The 15,067-nt window shown below is 67.5% G+C and carries 17 protein-coding genes; 4 read left to right on the forward strand and 13 right to left on the reverse strand.

Annotated features, from left to right (window positions below; translation table 11 throughout):
* Positions 1 to 129: 129 nt before the first annotated feature.
* Together JL100_RS12485 and JL100_RS12490 are read left to right on the forward strand one after the other, a co-directional pair.
* A complete protein-coding gene (locus JL100_RS12485; RefSeq protein WP_202679546.1) occupies positions 130 to 1,683 on the forward strand; it encodes a S10 family peptidase in 1,554 nt (517 codons plus the stop codon).
* Positions 1,680 to 2,267: a hypothetical protein gene (locus tag JL100_RS12490; protein WP_202679545.1), complete on the forward strand. Its 588-nt coding sequence runs from the start codon at positions 1,680 to 1,682 to the stop codon at positions 2,265 to 2,267. The genes JL100_RS12485 and JL100_RS12490 overlap by 4 nt, the downstream gene beginning before the upstream one ends.
* 12 nt (positions 2,268 to 2,279) lie before the next feature.
* Here JL100_RS12490 and JL100_RS12495 read toward each other — a convergent pair whose 3' ends face one another.
* The 5 genes from JL100_RS12495 to JL100_RS12515 all read right to left on the reverse strand — a co-directional run bounded on the left by JL100_RS12495 (position 2,280) and on the right by JL100_RS12515 (position 5,991).
* Positions 2,280 to 3,131, reverse strand: coding sequence for an ureidoglycolate lyase (locus tag JL100_RS12495; RefSeq protein ID WP_202679544.1), 852 nt, complete (start codon positions 3,129 to 3,131; stop codon positions 2,280 to 2,282).
* A 37-nt stretch (positions 3,132 to 3,168) separates the two neighbouring features.
* A complete protein-coding gene (locus JL100_RS12500; protein WP_202679543.1) occupies positions 3,169 to 4,701 on the reverse strand; it encodes a UxaA family hydrolase in 1,533 nt (510 codons plus the stop codon).
* A gap of 65 nt (positions 4,702 to 4,766) precedes the next feature.
* Entirely contained in the window at positions 4,767 to 5,261 is a 495-nt protein-coding gene (locus tag JL100_RS12505) for a GAF domain-containing protein (RefSeq protein WP_202679542.1), read from the reverse strand.
* A 144-nt stretch (positions 5,262 to 5,405) separates the two neighbouring features.
* Complete coding sequence (locus JL100_RS12510) at positions 5,406 to 5,693, reverse strand: HigA family addiction module antitoxin (RefSeq protein ID WP_202679541.1); 288 nt, start codon at positions 5,691 to 5,693, stop codon at positions 5,406 to 5,408.
* Between the two features lie 22 nt (positions 5,694 to 5,715).
* Positions 5,716 to 5,991, reverse strand: coding sequence for a type II toxin-antitoxin system RelE/ParE family toxin (locus JL100_RS12515; protein ID WP_456115320.1), 276 nt, complete (start codon positions 5,989 to 5,991; stop codon positions 5,716 to 5,718).
* A 177-nt stretch (positions 5,992 to 6,168) separates the two neighbouring features.
* On the opposite strand from JL100_RS12515, the gene JL100_RS12520 reads away from it, so the two are divergent.
* Positions 6,169 to 6,957 carry a 3'-5' exonuclease gene (locus JL100_RS12520; protein ID WP_202679539.1) on the forward strand — a complete coding sequence of 263 codons (789 nt, stop codon included), beginning with the start codon at positions 6,169 to 6,171 and terminating at the stop codon, positions 6,955 to 6,957.
* 6 nt (positions 6,958 to 6,963) lie between these two features.
* On the opposite strand, the gene JL100_RS12525 is transcribed toward JL100_RS12520, so the two are convergent.
* The 3 genes from JL100_RS12525 to JL100_RS12535 all read right to left on the reverse strand — a co-directional run bounded on the left by JL100_RS12525 (position 6,964) and on the right by JL100_RS12535 (position 9,802).
* Entirely contained in the window at positions 6,964 to 8,355 is a 1,392-nt protein-coding gene (locus JL100_RS12525; RefSeq protein WP_202679538.1) for a dipeptidase, read from the reverse strand.
* A gap of 114 nt (positions 8,356 to 8,469) precedes the next feature.
* A complete protein-coding gene (locus tag JL100_RS12530) occupies positions 8,470 to 8,646 on the reverse strand; it encodes a hypothetical protein (RefSeq protein ID WP_202679907.1) in 177 nt (58 codons plus the stop codon).
* Between the two features lie 64 nt (positions 8,647 to 8,710).
* A complete protein-coding gene (locus JL100_RS12535) occupies positions 8,711 to 9,802 on the reverse strand; it encodes an alpha/beta fold hydrolase (RefSeq protein ID WP_202679537.1) in 1,092 nt (363 codons plus the stop codon).
* Positions 9,803 to 9,940: 138 nt separating this feature from the next.
* Here JL100_RS12535 and JL100_RS12540 point away from each other — a divergent pair, with 138 nt between their 5' ends.
* A complete protein-coding gene (locus tag JL100_RS12540; RefSeq protein ID WP_202679536.1) occupies positions 9,941 to 10,516 on the forward strand; it encodes a tyrosine phosphatase family protein in 576 nt (191 codons plus the stop codon).
* A 6-nt stretch (positions 10,517 to 10,522) separates the two neighbouring features.
* On the opposite strand, the gene JL100_RS12545 is transcribed toward JL100_RS12540, so the two are convergent.
* Genes JL100_RS12545 through JL100_RS12565 form a run of 5 tightly spaced genes read right to left on the reverse strand, consistent with a single transcriptional unit; the run spans position 10,523 to position 15,046 of the window.
* Positions 10,523 to 11,209: an ABC transporter ATP-binding protein gene (locus tag JL100_RS12545; RefSeq protein WP_202679535.1), complete on the reverse strand. Its 687-nt coding sequence runs from the start codon at positions 11,207 to 11,209 to the stop codon at positions 10,523 to 10,525.
* 3 nt (positions 11,210 to 11,212) lie between these two features.
* On the reverse strand, positions 11,213 to 11,953 hold the full coding sequence (locus tag JL100_RS12550; protein WP_202679534.1) for an ABC transporter ATP-binding protein: 741 nt from the start codon (positions 11,951 to 11,953) through the stop codon (positions 11,213 to 11,215).
* 3 nt (positions 11,954 to 11,956) lie between these two features.
* Positions 11,957 to 12,955, reverse strand: a complete 999-nt coding sequence (locus tag JL100_RS12555; protein ID WP_202679533.1) for a branched-chain amino acid ABC transporter permease — start codon at positions 12,953 to 12,955, stop codon at positions 11,957 to 11,959.
* Positions 12,948 to 13,868, reverse strand: a complete 921-nt coding sequence (locus tag JL100_RS12560; protein ID WP_202679532.1) for a branched-chain amino acid ABC transporter permease — start codon at positions 13,866 to 13,868, stop codon at positions 12,948 to 12,950. Before JL100_RS12560 ends, JL100_RS12555 begins: the two co-directional genes overlap by 8 nt.
* A complete protein-coding gene (locus JL100_RS12565; RefSeq protein WP_202679531.1) occupies positions 13,865 to 15,046 on the reverse strand; it encodes an ABC transporter substrate-binding protein in 1,182 nt (393 codons plus the stop codon). Before JL100_RS12565 ends, JL100_RS12560 begins: the two co-directional genes overlap by 4 nt.
* Positions 15,047 to 15,067: the final 21 nt, after the last annotated feature.

A 15,067-nucleotide genomic window follows, 5' to 3' on the forward strand; every position in this document is an offset into this window, starting at 1 on the left:
GAAGCGCATATGAAAGTGTTTAGCCCAAATTAGTTACTTCATTGTGACCGGATCGGCGGATCATCCCGCGCCCCGGAAGGTTGAGGTTTCCAAGAATCAGTCGTCGCAGCCAGTCAACGAAGGTCCCGGATGTTCCAGAACTTGTCGCCCTTTTTCCATCTGCCCACGGTCGCCATCGTGACGGTCGCGTGGCTGCTGGCCGGCACGCCGGTTCCTGCCCAGGAAATGCCGTCGCCTCCGCCCGAGGAAGCGGAGCGGACCCCGGCTCCCGGGCCGGCATCGACCCCCGCCGCCGCCCGCAAGGATCTGGCGCTCGACCTGCCCGGCCGCCGGCTCGACTACACGGCCACGGCGGAGATGATGCCGATCGTCAACGGCCAGGGCGAGACGACCGCCCGAATCTTCGTCGCTTCCTATATCGCGCGGGATACCGACCGCGCCGGCCGCCCGGTGACCTTTCTGTTCAACGGCGGCCCCGGCGCGGCCTCGGCCTTCCTGCACCTGGGCGTGGTCGGGCCCAAAGTGCTGGTGACCAACCCGGACGGCACGCTGGCGCCTCCGCCGGCGCGTCTCCAGGACAATCCGGAAAGCTGGCTGGCCTTCACCGACCTCGTCTTCGTCGATCCCGTCGGCACTGGCTTCTCGCGCGCCACCGGCAAGGAGGACGACGCGGAAAAGCGCTTTCTCGGCGTGCAGGGCGACGTCTCCAGCATGTCGGAGATCGTCAGGCTGTGGCTGACCCGAAACGGCCGCTGGGCCTCGCCCAAATACATCGCGGGCGAGAGCTATGGCGGCTTCCGCGCGGTCATGATGGCCCGCCACCTTCAGCGCGACGCCGGGATTGCCTTGAACGGGCTGGTCCTGGTCTCCCCGGCGCTGGAATTCTCGCTGCTGCGCGGGGGCGACTTCGACCTGCTGGGCTGGGCGATGACCCTGCCCTCCATGGCCGCCTCCGCGCAGGCGCTCGGCCGGGGCGACGGGACCTCGCTGGAGGAGGCGGAGCGTTTCGCGCTCGACGGCTATCTCGTCGGCCTCGCCTCGATGCGCGAGCCGGACAGCGAGGAGGCCAAGGCGTTCCACGCCCGGGTCGCCCGGCTGACCGGCTTGCCGGTGGACGTGGTGGAGCGATTCCGCGCCAAGCTGCCGATCCAGCTCTTCGCCAAGGAGATGCCGCAGGAGCCGGGGCGCGTCGTCAGCCTGTACGACGGTACGGTCCGTACCCCCGATCCCAGCCCGGAACGCCAGTCCGTCGGGTCCGACCCGTTCCTGGATGCGCTGATCGCGCCATACTCCACCGTGTTCAACGACTATGTGCGGACCGAACTGGGGTTCGAGACCGAGACCCCCTACCGCCTGCTCAACCGCCGCGTCTCGGGCGAGTGGAACTGGGACATGGGCCGGCAGCAGGGCTATGTCGGGGCGACCGACGATCTCCAGGAGGCGCTGGCGGTCAACCCCGACATGCATGTGCTGGTGACCCACGGGATCACCGACTTGGTCACGCCCTACCTGGCGTCTCGCTGGCTCATCGACCAGCTCCGCCTGCCCGCCGAGATCAAGGCGAACCTCGCCGTAAAGACCTATCCGGGTGGCCACATGATGTATATGCGGCCCGAACAGCGGCGCCTGATGAACGAGGATGTCGCGCAGTTTTACGAGAACTCGGCCGGAATCCGGCGATGATCGCCCGCCTGGCCGCCGCGATCCTGCTGGCGGCGTCCCTCCGCCCCGCCCTGGCCGCCGACCTCCACACCCTGGAAAGCGTCCGCTGGGGCATGAGCCCGGCCGAACTTTCCGATGCCCTGGGCAAGTCCGCCAACACCTTGCCCGGCCGCTGGGACTTCGGACGCTACTATTCGGAAACCACCGTCGAGGACGTCGAGGTCGGCGGCATCCCGTTCCGGGCGTTCCTTCAGATCGATCGGGAAACCGGCGGCCTTGGCCAGATCCTGCTGGAAAGGCGTGGCCGGCAGGCGACGCCGGTGGTGTTCGACGATATCGTCCAGGCCCTGAGCGATCGCTTCGGCGAACCGGAGGATAGGGCGCGGGAAGGGGACATCGCGGTGCCCAGCGCGTTGCGGATCGTCTGGCGCCTGCCCGACTTCACCATCAACGCCAGCTTCTTCGACTTCCGCACGACCGGCATCGTGTCGGAGAACCCGAACGTCGATCGGGACCCGCTGACGCCCTTCTCCGAGCGCCAGCGGAACAACCCGCGGTTCCTGCCCCGCCGGGCCCTGATCCGCTTCAACCCGCCCGGGGGTTGAAGCGGCGGGCCGTCACTTGCCCGAGTACGCCTCGACCTTCTGGACCTGCTCGCCCAGACCTTCGACGCCCAGGCGCATGGTGTTGCCCGGCTTCAACCAAACCTGCGGCTTCTGCCCCATGCCGACGCCCGGCGGCGTGCCGGTCGAGATGATGTCGCCCGGCAGCAGCGTCATGAACTGGCTGCAGTAATGCACCAGGTGCCGCACGCCGTAGACCATGGTCTCGGTCGTGCCGTCCTGGAACCGCTTGCCGTCGATCTCCAGCCACAGCTTCAGCTTCTGCGGGTCGGGAACCTCGTCGCGGGTGACCATCCAGGGGCCGATCGGGCCGAAGGTGTCGGCGCTCTTGCCCTTGACCCACTGGCCGGACCGTTCGATCTGGAAGGCCCGCTCGGACACATCGTTGACCACGCAATAGCCGGCGACATGATCCAGCGCGTCGGCCTCCTCGACATACTGGGCCTTCTTGCCGATCACGATGCCCAGTTCGACTTCCCAGTCCGGCTTGGTGCTGTTCTTGGGGATGATCACGGTGTCGTTCGGGCCGCAGATGGCCGACGGCGCCTTCATGAACATCACCGGCTCGGGCGGGACCGGCAGGTTGGATTCCGCCGCGTGGTCGGCATAGTTCAGGCCGATGCACAGGAACTTCGACACGTTGCCGACGCAGGGGCCGATGCGGGGATTGCCCTCCACCAGCGGCAGCGTCGCCGGATCGATCGCGCGCAGGCGATCGAGCGAGGCATCGTCCAGCGTCGCCGGCCCGATGTCGTCGATCACGCCGGACAGGTCGCGGATGCGGCCTTCGGCGTCCAGGATGCCGGGCTTCTCCGCACCGGGCGGGCCATAGCGCAACAGCTTCATGGTGTCTGGTTCTCCACTTCTTTTCTGGTCCAGGATTTCACATTACCGCGCCGATCTGCCACGGCACGAACTCGTTGTCTCCGAAGCCCTGGGCCTCGCTCTTGGTCGGCGTACCCGACGCAACTTCCAGAATCTTCCGGAAGATCTGCTCACCAGCCTGCTCGACCGTCTCCAGCCCGTCGGCCACGGTCCCGCAGTTGATGTCCATGTCCTCTTCCATGTGCTCGTACATGGTCGTATTGGTCGCCAGCTTGATGCAGGGCGCCGGCTTGAACCCCGACACCGAGCCGCGCCCGGTGGTAAAGCACACCACGTTGGCCCCGCCCGCCACCTGGCCGGTCGCCGACGCCGGATCGTAGCCGGGCGTGTCCATGAAGACGAAGCCTTTGGCCGTGATCGGCTCCGCGTACTTGTAGACCTCCACCAGGTTGGTGGTGCCGCCCTTGGCCGTCGCCCCCAGCGACTTCTCCAGGATGGTGGTCAGCCCGCCGGCCTTGTTGCCGGGGGATGGGTTGTTGTTCATCTCGCCGCCGTTGCGGGCGGTGTAGCCTTCCCACCAGCGGATGCGCTCGACCAGCTTCTCGCCGACCTTGCGGCTGACCGCGCGGCGGGTCAGCAGGTGCTCGGCGCCGTAGACCTCCGGCGTCTCGCTCAGCACCGCGGTGCCGCCGTGGCGCACCAGGATGTCCACCGCAGCCCCAAGGGCCGGGTTGGCCGAGATCCCGGAATAGCCGTCGGACCCGCCGCACTGCAAGGCGACCAGCAGCTCGCTGGCCGGCTGGGGGGTGCGGGTGAATTCGTTCGCCAGCGGCAGCATCTCCATCACGCGCTGCCGGCAGAACTCGATGGTCCGCCGCGTGCCCCCCAGTCCCTGGATGTTCATGGTCTGGAACATCGGACCGCGCTCGATGCCGTAGGCTTCCAGCAGGAAGTCGATCTGGTTGACCTCGCATCCGAGCCCGACCAGCAGCACGCCGGCGAAGTTGGGGTTGCGGGCATAGCCCCACAGGGTCCGCTGGAGGTTCGCGTAGCCTTCCCCGCTGTCGGCCATGCCGCAGCCGGTCGAATGGGTGATCGCGACGACGCCGTCCACGTTGGGGAAGGCATCGAGCGCGCCGGGCTTCTCGAACTCCGCCGCGATGTAGCGCGACACGGTGGCCGAGCAGTTCACGCTGGACAGCACGCCGATATAGTTGCGCGTGCCGACCTTGCCGTTGGCCCGCTTGAAGCCCAGGAAGGTCGCCCGTTCCGCCTCCGGCACGTAATCGACCGGCGTGACGTCGGCGCCGAACGCGTAGTCGCGCGCGAAATCGTGCATCTCGACGTTATGGACATGGACATGGTCGCCGGGGGCGATGTCCACCGTCGCGAAGCCGATGATCTGGTTGTACTTGCGGATCGGCTCGCCGGCCGCGATCGGCTCGATCGCGATCTTGTGCCCGCGCGGCACCTGCCCCCGGCACGCCACGTCGCCAACGCCGATCGGCGCCCCCGGCAGCATGTTGACGCGCGCCACCACCACATTGTCCGCGGCGCTCAGACGGATCGTCAGCGGCTGTACATCGGACATTCCCGTTCCCTCCTGATCCATTTCCCCCGGAGGGCTTTGCAGTCGCCTCCGTTGACCTCTCTTGCTTATCTTATATGGTCGACAAGCACCGCGACCAAAGCCTCGCACCCGACCCTGTCCTGCTCGTCGAACCGTCCCGGCACCGGACTGTCCAGGTCCAGCACCCCGATCACCCGGCCATCCACTGTGATCGGCACCACCAGTTCCGACCGCGACTCGGCGTCGCAGGCGATGTGTCCGGGAAAGGCGTGGACGTCCGGCACCACCTGGCTGACGCCCTGCTCGACCGCCGTCCCGCAGACGCCTTTGCCCACCGGGATCCGGATGCAGGCCGGCTTTCCCTGGAACGGCCCCAGCACAAGCTCGCCGTCCTTCATGAAATAGAAACCGGCCCAGTTCAGTTCCGGCAGCCCGTGATAGATCACGGCAGCCATGTTGGCGGCGTTGGCGATCAGGTCGGTTTCGCCCGCCATAAGCCCGGCAAGCTGGGACTTCAGGTCGCCATAGATATCGGCCTTCGGCAGATCGGCCGCGGGAGGCAGGAAGGTTTCGGCCGGCATCGCGATGTCCCCAGGCACTTCGGTACGGCCGCTAATCTGGACCAAGACGGACTGGTATGTCCAGTCGCACCGGATCATGGGCGGCATGCGCCGCGGGGGCGGACGAAATGAGGAATGCTCCGGGGCCGGAAGGGCTTCAGCTCGCTACGCCGCCCGCGGCTGGACGTCACGTTCTATATCGCCGCCGCGGTCCCTGGCCACGACGGATAAATCGTAGGCTTGCTGAAGGTTCATCCAGAACTCGGGTGAGGTGCCGAAGTAGCGACCCAGGCGCAGAGCCGTATCAGCCGTGACGGCGCGCCGTTCGTGTATGATTTCGCTGATACGCGTAACGGGCACACGCAACGCCGTGGCAAGGGCATTCGCGGATAGCCCGAGGGGAGCCAGGAACTCTTCGCGCAACACTTCTCCAGGGTGGGTCTTCAGTCTCATGTACCCTCCAGGCTGATGATCCTCAGTGATAATCGACGATCTCCACGTCGTCGGCACCGTCGCCACTCCATCGGAAGCAGATGCGCCATTGCTCGTTGATGCGAATACTGTGCTGCCCGTGGCGATCTCCCTTCAACGCTTCCAGCCTATTGCCGGGAGGGCTGCGAAGATCATCCAGTGCGATCGCGGCATTGATCATGTCGAGTTTACGCAAGGCCACCTTCGAAATTGAAGAAAATCTCCTGGCAGATCCGAGCCGGAAAAGCTCCTCGGTGGTCTTGTCACGAAAACTCTTTATCATCGGATAGCGATATACCGCCTCACGTTAAACGTCAAGCGTTCAACCCGATGAATGCCCACCCTTGCCCCGACCATCCGGCCGCAACGATCACATATCACCCCGCACCAACATCCGGTTTCGAAACGGCCCGACTCCGACTAAATATTCCGACATCACACGGAAGCGGGAAGCTTGATGAGGACTCTCTACGTCGATACCGAAACCAGCGGGGTCAGGAACGGTCCCGCGGGCCTCGTGGAAATCGCGGTGATCGACCAGGACGGCACCGTCCTGATGGACCAGCTGGTCAACCCGATGCACCCGATCGCGCCGTTCTGCACCCAAATCCACGGCATCACCGACGAGATGGTCGCCCAAGCCCCCACCTGGGACGACATCCGGCCCGAACTGACCCGCATCCTGGAAGGCGCACGCTTCGTCGCCCACAACGCGCAGTTCGACCTGGCCGTGGTCGGCGAAGCCGCTGCCGGCATCTCGGAGAGCACCTGCACGGTCAATCTCTGCCGCGCCAAGCTGGGCTACGCGCTGAAGCTGTCGCTGGCCGCAGAGCGGGCCGGCCACGTCGCCGCCGGGCCGTGGCACCGGGCGGCGGCTGATGCGCTGGCCTGCCGAACCGTGCATGGCTGGCTGGAGACCCTGCCCGACCTGACGGCGGAGGAGCGCCGTGCCGTCCGCGCCGAGATCAACCGGGAGAAGGCCGCGCTCAAGGCGGCGCGCAAGGCGATCGACCCCCGCCTTCAGAAGGTCCGCCGCGACCGCTGCCCCGAACCCTTGCGACGCGGCCAGCCCTGGACTCCGGAACAGGACGAACGTCTGCTCCGGATGTGGCGCGAGGGCGCCGCCGTGCTGGATATCCTGGAACAGTTCCTGCGGACGCCGGTGTCGATCTTCGCCCGGCTCGTCCATCTCGACGTGATCGAGCCGATCCACAATCCCTACGGCACCCGCCCCCACGAGCCCTGAGCGGTTTTAGCCCTCCGCCATCCGGGCCAGGATGGCGGCATGGGACCGCATGCCGTTGCGGTAGCACTTCAGCTCGAATTTCTCGTTCGGCGAATGGATCAGGTCGTCCTCAAGCCCGAAGCCGACCAGGATGCTGTCGAACCCCAGGATCCGCTGGATGTATCCCACCACCGGGATCGACCCTCCCGACCCGATCAGCACCGGCGGCCTGCCGTAGATGTCGGCCAGCCCGGCCATGGCCTTCCGCATCAGCGGCTGCTCCGCCGGCACCTTGATAGCCGGAGAATTGCCGAAGGTCTTGATCTCCCATCGGCAATCGGCCGGGGTGCGGGCGTCCAGGAACTCCCGGATGCCCGCCAGGATCTTCTTCGGATCCTGCCCCGCGACCAGCCGGCAGCTGAACTTGGCCGAGGCCTGGGCCGGGATCACCGTCTTCGATCCCGCACCCGTGTAGCCGCCCCACATGCCGTTGATGTCGCAGGTCGGCCGTGCCCAGACCCGCTCTAGTGTGCTCCATCCCTCTTCCCCGCGCGGGGTCTTCAGGCCTACGCCGCCCAGGAATCCCGCCTCGTCGAAGCCCAGGCCCCGCCATTGCTCCCGCTCCGCCTCCGAGAGCGGAACCACGTCGTCGTAGAACCCGGGGAACTGCACGCGCCCGGCCTCGTCGTGGATCTGCCCCAGGATTCGGACCAGGGCATTGTTCGGGTTCAGCACGGCGCCGCCATACATGCCGGAATGCAGGTCGTGACTCGGCCCGTGCAGCGTCACCTCCAGGTAGAGCATGCCGCGCAGCATGTAGGTGATCGCCGGCGTCTCTATGTTCCAGCTGTTGGTGTCGGTCACCACGCAGACGTCGGCGCCCAACTCAGCCTTGTTCGCCTCCAGGAAGGGGACGAGGTTGGGGCTGCCGGTCTCCTCCTCGCCCTCCAGCAGGACGGTGATTCGGGCCGGCATCGTCCCGTGGACGGCGTGCCACGCGCGGAACGCCTCGATGAAGGTCATCACCTGGCCCTTGTCGTCCACGGCGCCCCGGGCCACCACCCGCTTGCCGTGCCTGGCGTCCACGACGGTCGGCTCGAACGGCGGGCTGTTCCACAGGTCCAGCGGCTCGGGCGGCTGCACGTCGTAGTGGCCGTAATAGAGCAGGTGAGGTCCGGTCGCCCCCTCCGGCCCCGGATGGTGCGCCACCACCATCGGATGGCCGGGCGTGTCGCGCAGGCTCGCCTCGAAGCCCATGCCGGTCAGCTGGTCGGCCAGCCACTGCGCCGCCTGCCGCGTCTCGCCCGCATAGGCAGGGTCCGTGCTGACGCTGCGGATGCGCAACAGATCGCACAAACGGCCGACGGCGGCGTCGAAGTCACGGTCGAGATGGTCCAGGACGGGAGCGACGGAAAGCATGGGGATGAGTCCGGTTCTGCGGGAAGCCTAGGAAGGTCCTTTACCAAAGCAGATGCCGTCCCGTGCGGCAATATGCGACTTGGGGGCGCCCAGGCTCCCGCTGATATCACGCCGTCAAGTCAGCGGTCCTGGCGGATTGTGGACCGGCGGCACCGGGATCGGGGCCGGCGGTTCATCGATCGGCGGCGGCGCGTCGGGGTCGGCAGGGTTGTCCGGTTCGGGCTGGCCCGGCGTCGGCGGGATCGGTCCGGTCAGCCGGAACTCCCGCAGGTCATCCATCATCGCTCGCATGGCAAATCCTCCGCGTTGAAGGTCTCTCCTTCTTAACACGCCGGGATGCCCGCCGTTCCGGCTCTCATATCTTGGCGAGGTCGCTCAACACCTCGTTAAGGAACCGCCTGATCGTATCGTTGACGAACTCGATGTCCTTGGCGACCACGCCGCTCGCCATGTGCCCCTGATCCGACTCGATCTCCGCCAGCACGGCCCTCGGAATGTGCTTCGCGGCGAACCGGGCGTCCGCCGCCGGGTGCAGCAGGTCGCGGGTTCCGGGCATCAGCAGCGCCCGCGCCCGGATCCCGCGGAACGCTGCCGCATAGTCCCCGCCGGCGGCGATGTCGTGCAGGTCCTCGGCCCGGGTCTGATAGATGAAGTCGTTGGCGTCCCATGCCTTGGCCGTCTCCGCGGTGCGGGAGTCCAGCCACTCGATCACCGAGCCGTTTTCCTTGAACTGCCGGTCCAGGCCGTCCCAGTGCCGGGTCCAGACCTCCAGGGCCGCCGCCGCGGCCCGAAGCCCCTGCGTCGGCTGCTCGACATAGTCGCCGCCGGCCCAGGCGGCGTCGGCCATAATCGCCTGCCGTTGGCTTTCCCAGATGGCGGTGACCCAGGGGGAGGTGCGGCCCATGGACACGATCGGCACGATCGCCGCCATGGTGTCGGGATGGCTGACGGCCCACTGGTAGGCCTGCATGCCGCCCATGGACAGGCCGACCACCGCAAGCAGCCGCTCCAGGCCGAGCCCTTCGGTCACCAGCCGGTGCTGGGCGGCGACCATGTCGCGGATCGAGAACTGCGGAAAGGAGATGCCGGGCTGGGTCTGGCTGTTGCTGGGCGAGACCGCGCGGCCGTTGCCCAGCGTGTCCGCCGCGATGATGAAGAACTTCTCCGGGTCCAGCGCCTTGCCCGGCCCGATCAGGAAATCATGCCGGTGATGGGTCGCCATGAGGGCGGGAAGCACCAGGACGGCGTTGCTGCCCTGCTCGTTCAGCGTGCCGTGGGTGACGTATGTCAGGAAGCCGCCCTCGATGACCTGTCCGTTCTCCAGCTGGAAATCGCCCAGCTCGAAGCGCCGGTGCGGCTCGTCGCCATCGTGGTCGGCGAGCGCCGGCGCCGTTCCCATCGCTATGGCGACGCAGGCGGCACGCGCCCGGCTGATCCATGGGTTCATCCTGCTGCCCTCCCCGGCTATTCCTCCGATTGAACATGCATGCCGTCCGTCGTGCAAGGTTGACCTTGACCGCGGAACGGCCCAGCTTCCTTCCGCGCTCCCAACCGCCCCAATTACTGCCGAAAGCCGTCCGGACCGATGACCACCGACATCAAGACGCCCCTGCTTCCCTATCGCATCACCATCTGCGGCCTCGACGAGCTGGCGGGCCATGCCCAGGGCGGCTTCACGCACGTGGTCTCGATCCTCGACCCGGAGCGGGCCGATCCGGAGGATTTCACGGCCTACCTGCCGCACCGCCGGGTGCTCTGGCGCTTCGACGACACCCTCCAGCCGGGGCCGGGCATGACCGTCCCGTGCGAGCGGGACGTGCGCAAGATCCTGTCGCTGGGCGAGGAACTGATGGCCGAGAAGGCCGACCAGCTCCTGATCCATTGCCACGCCGGAGTCTCGCGCTCGACCGCGACCGCCGTGATCCTGATGGCCCAGAACAATCCCGGGCGCGAGCCCGAGATCTTCCAGGAACTGGCCCGCGTTCGCCCGCGGAGCTGGCCCAACAGCCTGATGGTCGGGATCGCCGACGACCTGCTCGGCCGGGGCGGCGCGCTGGTCCGGGAGCTGCGCGGCCACCACGCCCGGGTGGCGGCCTCCCATCCCGACCTGGCATCCCTGATCCGCCTGCACGGCCGCGCCCACGAGGTGCCGGAGGCGTAGGGCCGCTCAGACGCCCAGGTAACGCTGGCGGATCTCCGGCTTGGCCGCCAGCTCGGGCGAGGTGCCGGACCACACCACCCGGCCCTTCTCGATCACGTAATGGCGGTCGGCTAGACGGAGCATCGGTTCGATGTTCTTGTCGATCAGCAGGATCGACTGCCCGGCCGCCTTCAGCCGGTCCAGGCAATGCCAGATCTCCTGGCGGATCAGGGGAGCCAGCCCCTCGGTCGCCTCGTCCAGGATCATCAGGCGCGGGTTGGTCATCAGGGCGCGGCCGATCGCCAGCATCTGCTGCTCGCCGCCGGAAAGCTGGTTGCCCATGTTGCCGCCGCGCTCCTTCAGCCGGGGAAACAACCCGTGGATGGCTCCCAGGTCCCAGGGGCCAGGCCGGGCCGTGGCGACGAGGTTCTCGCGCACCGTCAGGTTGGCGAAGATCTGCCGCCCCTCCGGCACCAGCCCGAGGCCGGCCTGCGCCACCCGGAACGACGGCAGGCCGGAGATCACCGTGCCGTCGAAACTGATGGTTCCCGCGCGGGGCGGGGTCAGGCCCATGACCGACCGGACCGTCGTGGTCTTGCCCATGCCGTTCCGCCCCAGCAGGGTCACCACCTCGCCGGTGCCCACCTCCAGCGACAGGCCGAACAGGACCTGGCTGGTGCCGTAGAAGGTTTTGATGCCCTCGACCCTCAGCATGGCTCAGCCGGTCTCCTCGCCCAGGTAGGCACGGCGGACCTCGGGATCGGAGCGGATCTCGTCCGGCGTGCCGGTCGCGATCACAGCGCCGTGGACCAGCACGGTGATCCAGTCCGCCAGGGCGAAGACCGCGTCCATGTCGTGCTCGATCAGCAGGATGGTGTAGCGCCGCTTCAATCCGCGCAGCAGATCCACCATCAGCGCGCCCTCCGCCGGCCCCATGCCGGCCATGGGCTCGTCCAGCAGCAGCATGCGAGGCCCGGTCGCCAGCGCCATGGCGATCTCCAGCTGCCGCTGCTCGCCGTGCGACAGCAGCTCGGCGGGGACGCCGGCCCGGGCAGCCAGCCCGACCAGATCCAGCGCCGCGCGGGCCGGGCCGTTCAGCGCCTCGTCCCGGGAGGCCCGGCGCCAGAACCGGAAGCTGTGCCCGGCATGGGCCTGGACCGCCAGCGCCACGTTCTGCAAGGCGGTGAACCGCGGAAAAACGCTGGTGATCTGGAACGACCGCGCCAGCCCGGCCGCCGCCCGGCGCTGCACCGGCAGCCGGGTGACATCGCGCCCGTCGAACAGGATGGCGCCCTCGTCCGGCTTCACCTCCCCCGCCAGCTGGGCGATCAGGGTCGTCTTGCCGGCACCGTTGGGTCCGATCACCGCATGAAGCTCGCCCTCCCGGATGGACAGGGACACGTGGTCGGTCGCGACCAGCCCGCCGAAGCGCTTGCAGAGATCCCGCGTCTCCAGCATCGCCTAGCGCTCCCGCCGGTCCGGGCCGGCGATGACGCCCCAGATGCCGCGCCGGGCGAACACCACGACGAACAGCAGGATCGGGCCGAGGAAGATCTGCCAATGCTCAGTCAGGTCGGCCAGCCATTCCTCCAGCAGCAGGAAGGCCGCGGCGCCCAGCACCGGGCCGAACAGCGACCCCATTCCGCCCAGCACGACCATCACGATCAGCTCGCCCGACCGCTGCCACGACATGTAGGCCGGCCCGACGAACTCGGCGGCGTTGGCCAGCAGCGCACCGGACAGCCCGGCGGCGGCGCCCGAGATCACGAAGGCGGTCAGCTTGTAGCGATAGGTCGGGAAGCCCAGCGCCTTCATGCGCCGCTCGTTGACCTTGGCTCCGCGCACCGCCATGCCGAACCGGCTGCCGACCAGCCGCCGGCACAGCATCAGGAACGCCGCCAGGATCGCGAGGCAGACATAGTAGAAGGTGGTCCGGTCGAACAGGTCGAGGGCGGGTACCAGCTCGCTCTTGTCGTAGAGCGCGATGCCGTCCTCCCCGCCATATTTCCGCAGGCTTATCGCCAGGTAGAACAGCATCTGGGCGAAGGCCAGCGTGATCATGATGAAGGAAATGCCGGTCGTCCGCAGGCTGACCGCCCCGATCACCAAAGCGAACAGCCCGCCCATCAGCGCCGCCAGCGGCCAGACGACGAAGGCGTTCTCCGTCCCCTCGATCAGCAGCGGCCACGTGATCACCGGCGAGGCGTCGAACACGTGCCACGACAGGATGCCCACCGTATAGGCCCCGATTCCGACGAACGCCGCGTGGCCGAAGCTGACCATGCCGCCATAGCCCAGGATCAGGTCCAGGCTGACCGCGGCCAGCCCGAAGATCAGGATGCGGGTGAACAGGGTGACGTAGAAGCCCTTGCCCATGGCGTCCGCCAACGGCGGCAATGCCAGCAGGAAGGCGAGGCCGATCAGGACCGCCCAGGTTTCGCGCTTGCTGAAGTCAGGCATGGGCCGGGAACAGCCCCCGGGGCTTCCAGGCCAGCACGGCGGCCATAAGGATATAGATGGTCATGGACGCCAGCGACGCGCCCATGCCGTCCGCCTGGGACGGCGGCATCACGGCACGGAGCAACGTCGGCAGCAGCGCCCGGGCCATGGTGTCGGCCATGCCGACCAGCAGGGCTCCGGCCAGTGCGCCCCGCACGGAACCCAGCCCGCCGATCACGATCACCACGAAGGTCAGGATCAGCACGCTCTCGCCCATGCCGACCTGGACCGCCAGGATAGGCCCCGCCATGGCGCCGGCCAGGGCGGCCAGCGCGGCCCCCAGGCCGAACACCAGGGTGTACAGCCGCTTCACATCCACTCCCAAGGCGCCCAGCATCTCCCGGTTGGAGGCGCCGGCCCGGATCAGCATGCCGGTCCGGGTCCGGGTGATCAGCAGGTAAAGGAAACCGGCGACCGCCAGCCCCACTCCGATGATCGCCAGCCGGAACGCCGGATACGGCACGCCGGGAATGATCTCGACGGTGCCGCCCAGCCACGCCGGCGGGCTCAGGAAGATCGGCTGCGGCCCCCAGACGATCCGAACCAGCTCATTGAAGAACAGGATCAGGCCGAAGGTTGCGAGCACCTGGTCCAGGTGCTCGCGCCGGTACAGGGTCCGCAGTGCCACCATCTCGACCGCCATGCCGGCCAGGGCCGCCAGCGGCAGGGCGACCAGCACGCCCAGGACGAAGCTGTCGAGCAACGGCGCGAAGGTCGCCGTCAGGTAGGCGCCGACCATGTAGAAGGAGCCGTGCGCCAGGTTGATCATGTCCATGATGCCGAAGACCAGCGTCAGCCCGGCCGCCATCAGGAACAGCATCACGCCCAGTTGAAGCCCGTTCAGCCCCTGCTCGACCAGCAGAAGCGTGTTCACATCCTGCACTCTGCCGCGTAGGGATCGGCATGGTCCTCGAACACGGTGCCGCGGATCACGTTGGTCAGACGGCCCTTGTCGTCCTTGACCACCTCGCGCAGGTAATAGTCCTGGATCGGGAAGTGGTTGGCGTTGAACTTGAAGTCGCCCCGGATCGACTTGAAGTCGGCCGCCTTGAGCGCCGCCCGCAAGGCGTTCTTGTCGTCAAGCTTTCCGCCGGTCCTGCGTACCGCGCTGTCCAGCAGCAGCGCCGTGTCATAGGCCTGCGCCGCATAGACCGACGGCAGCCGGTTGTAGGCCGCCTCGAAGCCCTGGACGAACTTGCGGTTCTGCGGGTTGTCGATATCGCCGCTCCACTGCGCCGTGTTCATGACGCCGAGCGCCGCGTCGCCGATCGCCGGCAGCGAGTCCTCGCTGAAGCTGAAGCCCGGACCGAACAGCGGGACCTTCCCCTTCAGCCCGGCCTGCTCGAATTGCTTTACGAAGTTGATGCCCATCCCGCCGGGATAGAAGATGTAGATGCCATCCGGGGCCGCCGCGCGGAGCTGCGCCAGCTCGGCCGCGTAGTCGAGCTGCCCGACGGCGGTGTAGACCTCGCCCACGACCTCGCCCTTGAAGAAGCGCTTGACCCCGGTCAGGGCGTCCTTGCCCGCCGGGTAGTTCGGCGCCATCAGGTAGGCCCGCTTGATCCCCTGGGACTGCATGTGCTGCCCCATCGCCTCGTGCTGGCCGTCGTTCTGGTAGGCGACGCCGAAGAAGAACGGATTGCACTGCTTGCCCGCCAGCTGCGACGGACCGGCGTTCGGGCTCAGAAAGAACACTTCCGCCCGCTCCAGGCTGGGCATCAGGGCCAGGGCCAGGTTGGACCAGATGATTCCGGTCACGACGTCCACGTCGTCCCGCTCCACCATGCGGTCGGCGAGCTGCTTGGCGATGTCGGGCTTCTGCTGGTCGTCGCCCTCGATCACCGTTGCCTTCAGGCCGCCTAGCGTGCCGCCCAGGTCCTTCAGCGCCAGCGCGAAGCCGTCGCGCACGTCAATGCCGAGTCCGCTGCCGGGACCCGACAGCGTGGTGATCATGCCCACCTTCACTTCGCCCGTCTGGGCGGAAAGGGGCGCCGCGAAACAGGCCAATCCTGCCGCCAGGACGGCGGCGACGCCGCGGGATACGGATTTCATCTATTGGGGACTCCCTGTCCG

The organism is Skermanella mucosa, assembly GCF_016765655.2.
Lineage (GTDB): Bacteria > Pseudomonadota > Alphaproteobacteria > Azospirillales > Azospirillaceae > Skermanella > Skermanella mucosa.

What these genes read in the sequence shown, in the direction of transcription:
- JL100_RS12500 (WP_202679543.1), bottom strand. Translation starts at nt 4,701, where the DNA reads ATGTCCGATGTACAGCCGCTGACGATCCGTCTGAGCGCCGCGGACAAT.
- JL100_RS12535 (WP_202679537.1), bottom strand. Translation starts at nt 9,802, where the DNA reads ATGAACCCATGGATCAGCCGGGCGCGTGCCGCCTGCGTCGCCATAGCG.
- JL100_RS12495 (WP_202679544.1), bottom strand. Translation starts at nt 3,131, where the DNA reads ATGAAGCTGTTGCGCTATGGCCCGCCCGGTGCGGAGAAGCCCGGCATC.
- JL100_RS12545 (WP_202679535.1), bottom strand. Translation starts at nt 11,209, where the DNA reads ATGCTGAGGGTCGAGGGCATCAAAACCTTCTACGGCACCAGCCAGGTC.
- JL100_RS12555 (WP_202679533.1), bottom strand. Translation starts at nt 12,955, where the DNA reads ATGCCTGACTTCAGCAAGCGCGAAACCTGGGCGGTCCTGATCGGCCTC.
- JL100_RS12485 (WP_202679546.1), top strand. Translation starts at nt 130, where the DNA reads ATGTTCCAGAACTTGTCGCCCTTTTTCCATCTGCCCACGGTCGCCATC.
- JL100_RS12510 (WP_202679541.1), bottom strand. Translation starts at nt 5,693, where the DNA reads ATGAGACTGAAGACCCACCCTGGAGAAGTGTTGCGCGAAGAGTTCCTG.
- JL100_RS12520 (WP_202679539.1), top strand. Translation starts at nt 6,169, where the DNA reads ATGAGGACTCTCTACGTCGATACCGAAACCAGCGGGGTCAGGAACGGT.
- JL100_RS12565 (WP_202679531.1), bottom strand. Translation starts at nt 15,046, where the DNA reads ATGAAATCCGTATCCCGCGGCGTCGCCGCCGTCCTGGCGGCAGGATTG.
- JL100_RS12505 (WP_202679542.1), bottom strand. Translation starts at nt 5,261, where the DNA reads ATGCCGGCCGAAACCTTCCTGCCTCCCGCGGCCGATCTGCCGAAGGCC.
- JL100_RS12550 (WP_202679534.1), bottom strand. Translation starts at nt 11,953, where the DNA reads ATGCTGGAGACGCGGGATCTCTGCAAGCGCTTCGGCGGGCTGGTCGCG.
- JL100_RS12530 (WP_202679907.1), bottom strand. Translation starts at nt 8,646, where the DNA reads ATGCGAGCGATGATGGATGACCTGCGGGAGTTCCGGCTGACCGGACCG.
- JL100_RS12490 (WP_202679545.1), top strand. Translation starts at nt 1,680, where the DNA reads ATGATCGCCCGCCTGGCCGCCGCGATCCTGCTGGCGGCGTCCCTCCGC.
- JL100_RS12540 (WP_202679536.1), top strand. Translation starts at nt 9,941, where the DNA reads ATGACCACCGACATCAAGACGCCCCTGCTTCCCTATCGCATCACCATC.
- JL100_RS12525 (WP_202679538.1), bottom strand. Translation starts at nt 8,355, where the DNA reads ATGCTTTCCGTCGCTCCCGTCCTGGACCATCTCGACCGTGACTTCGAC.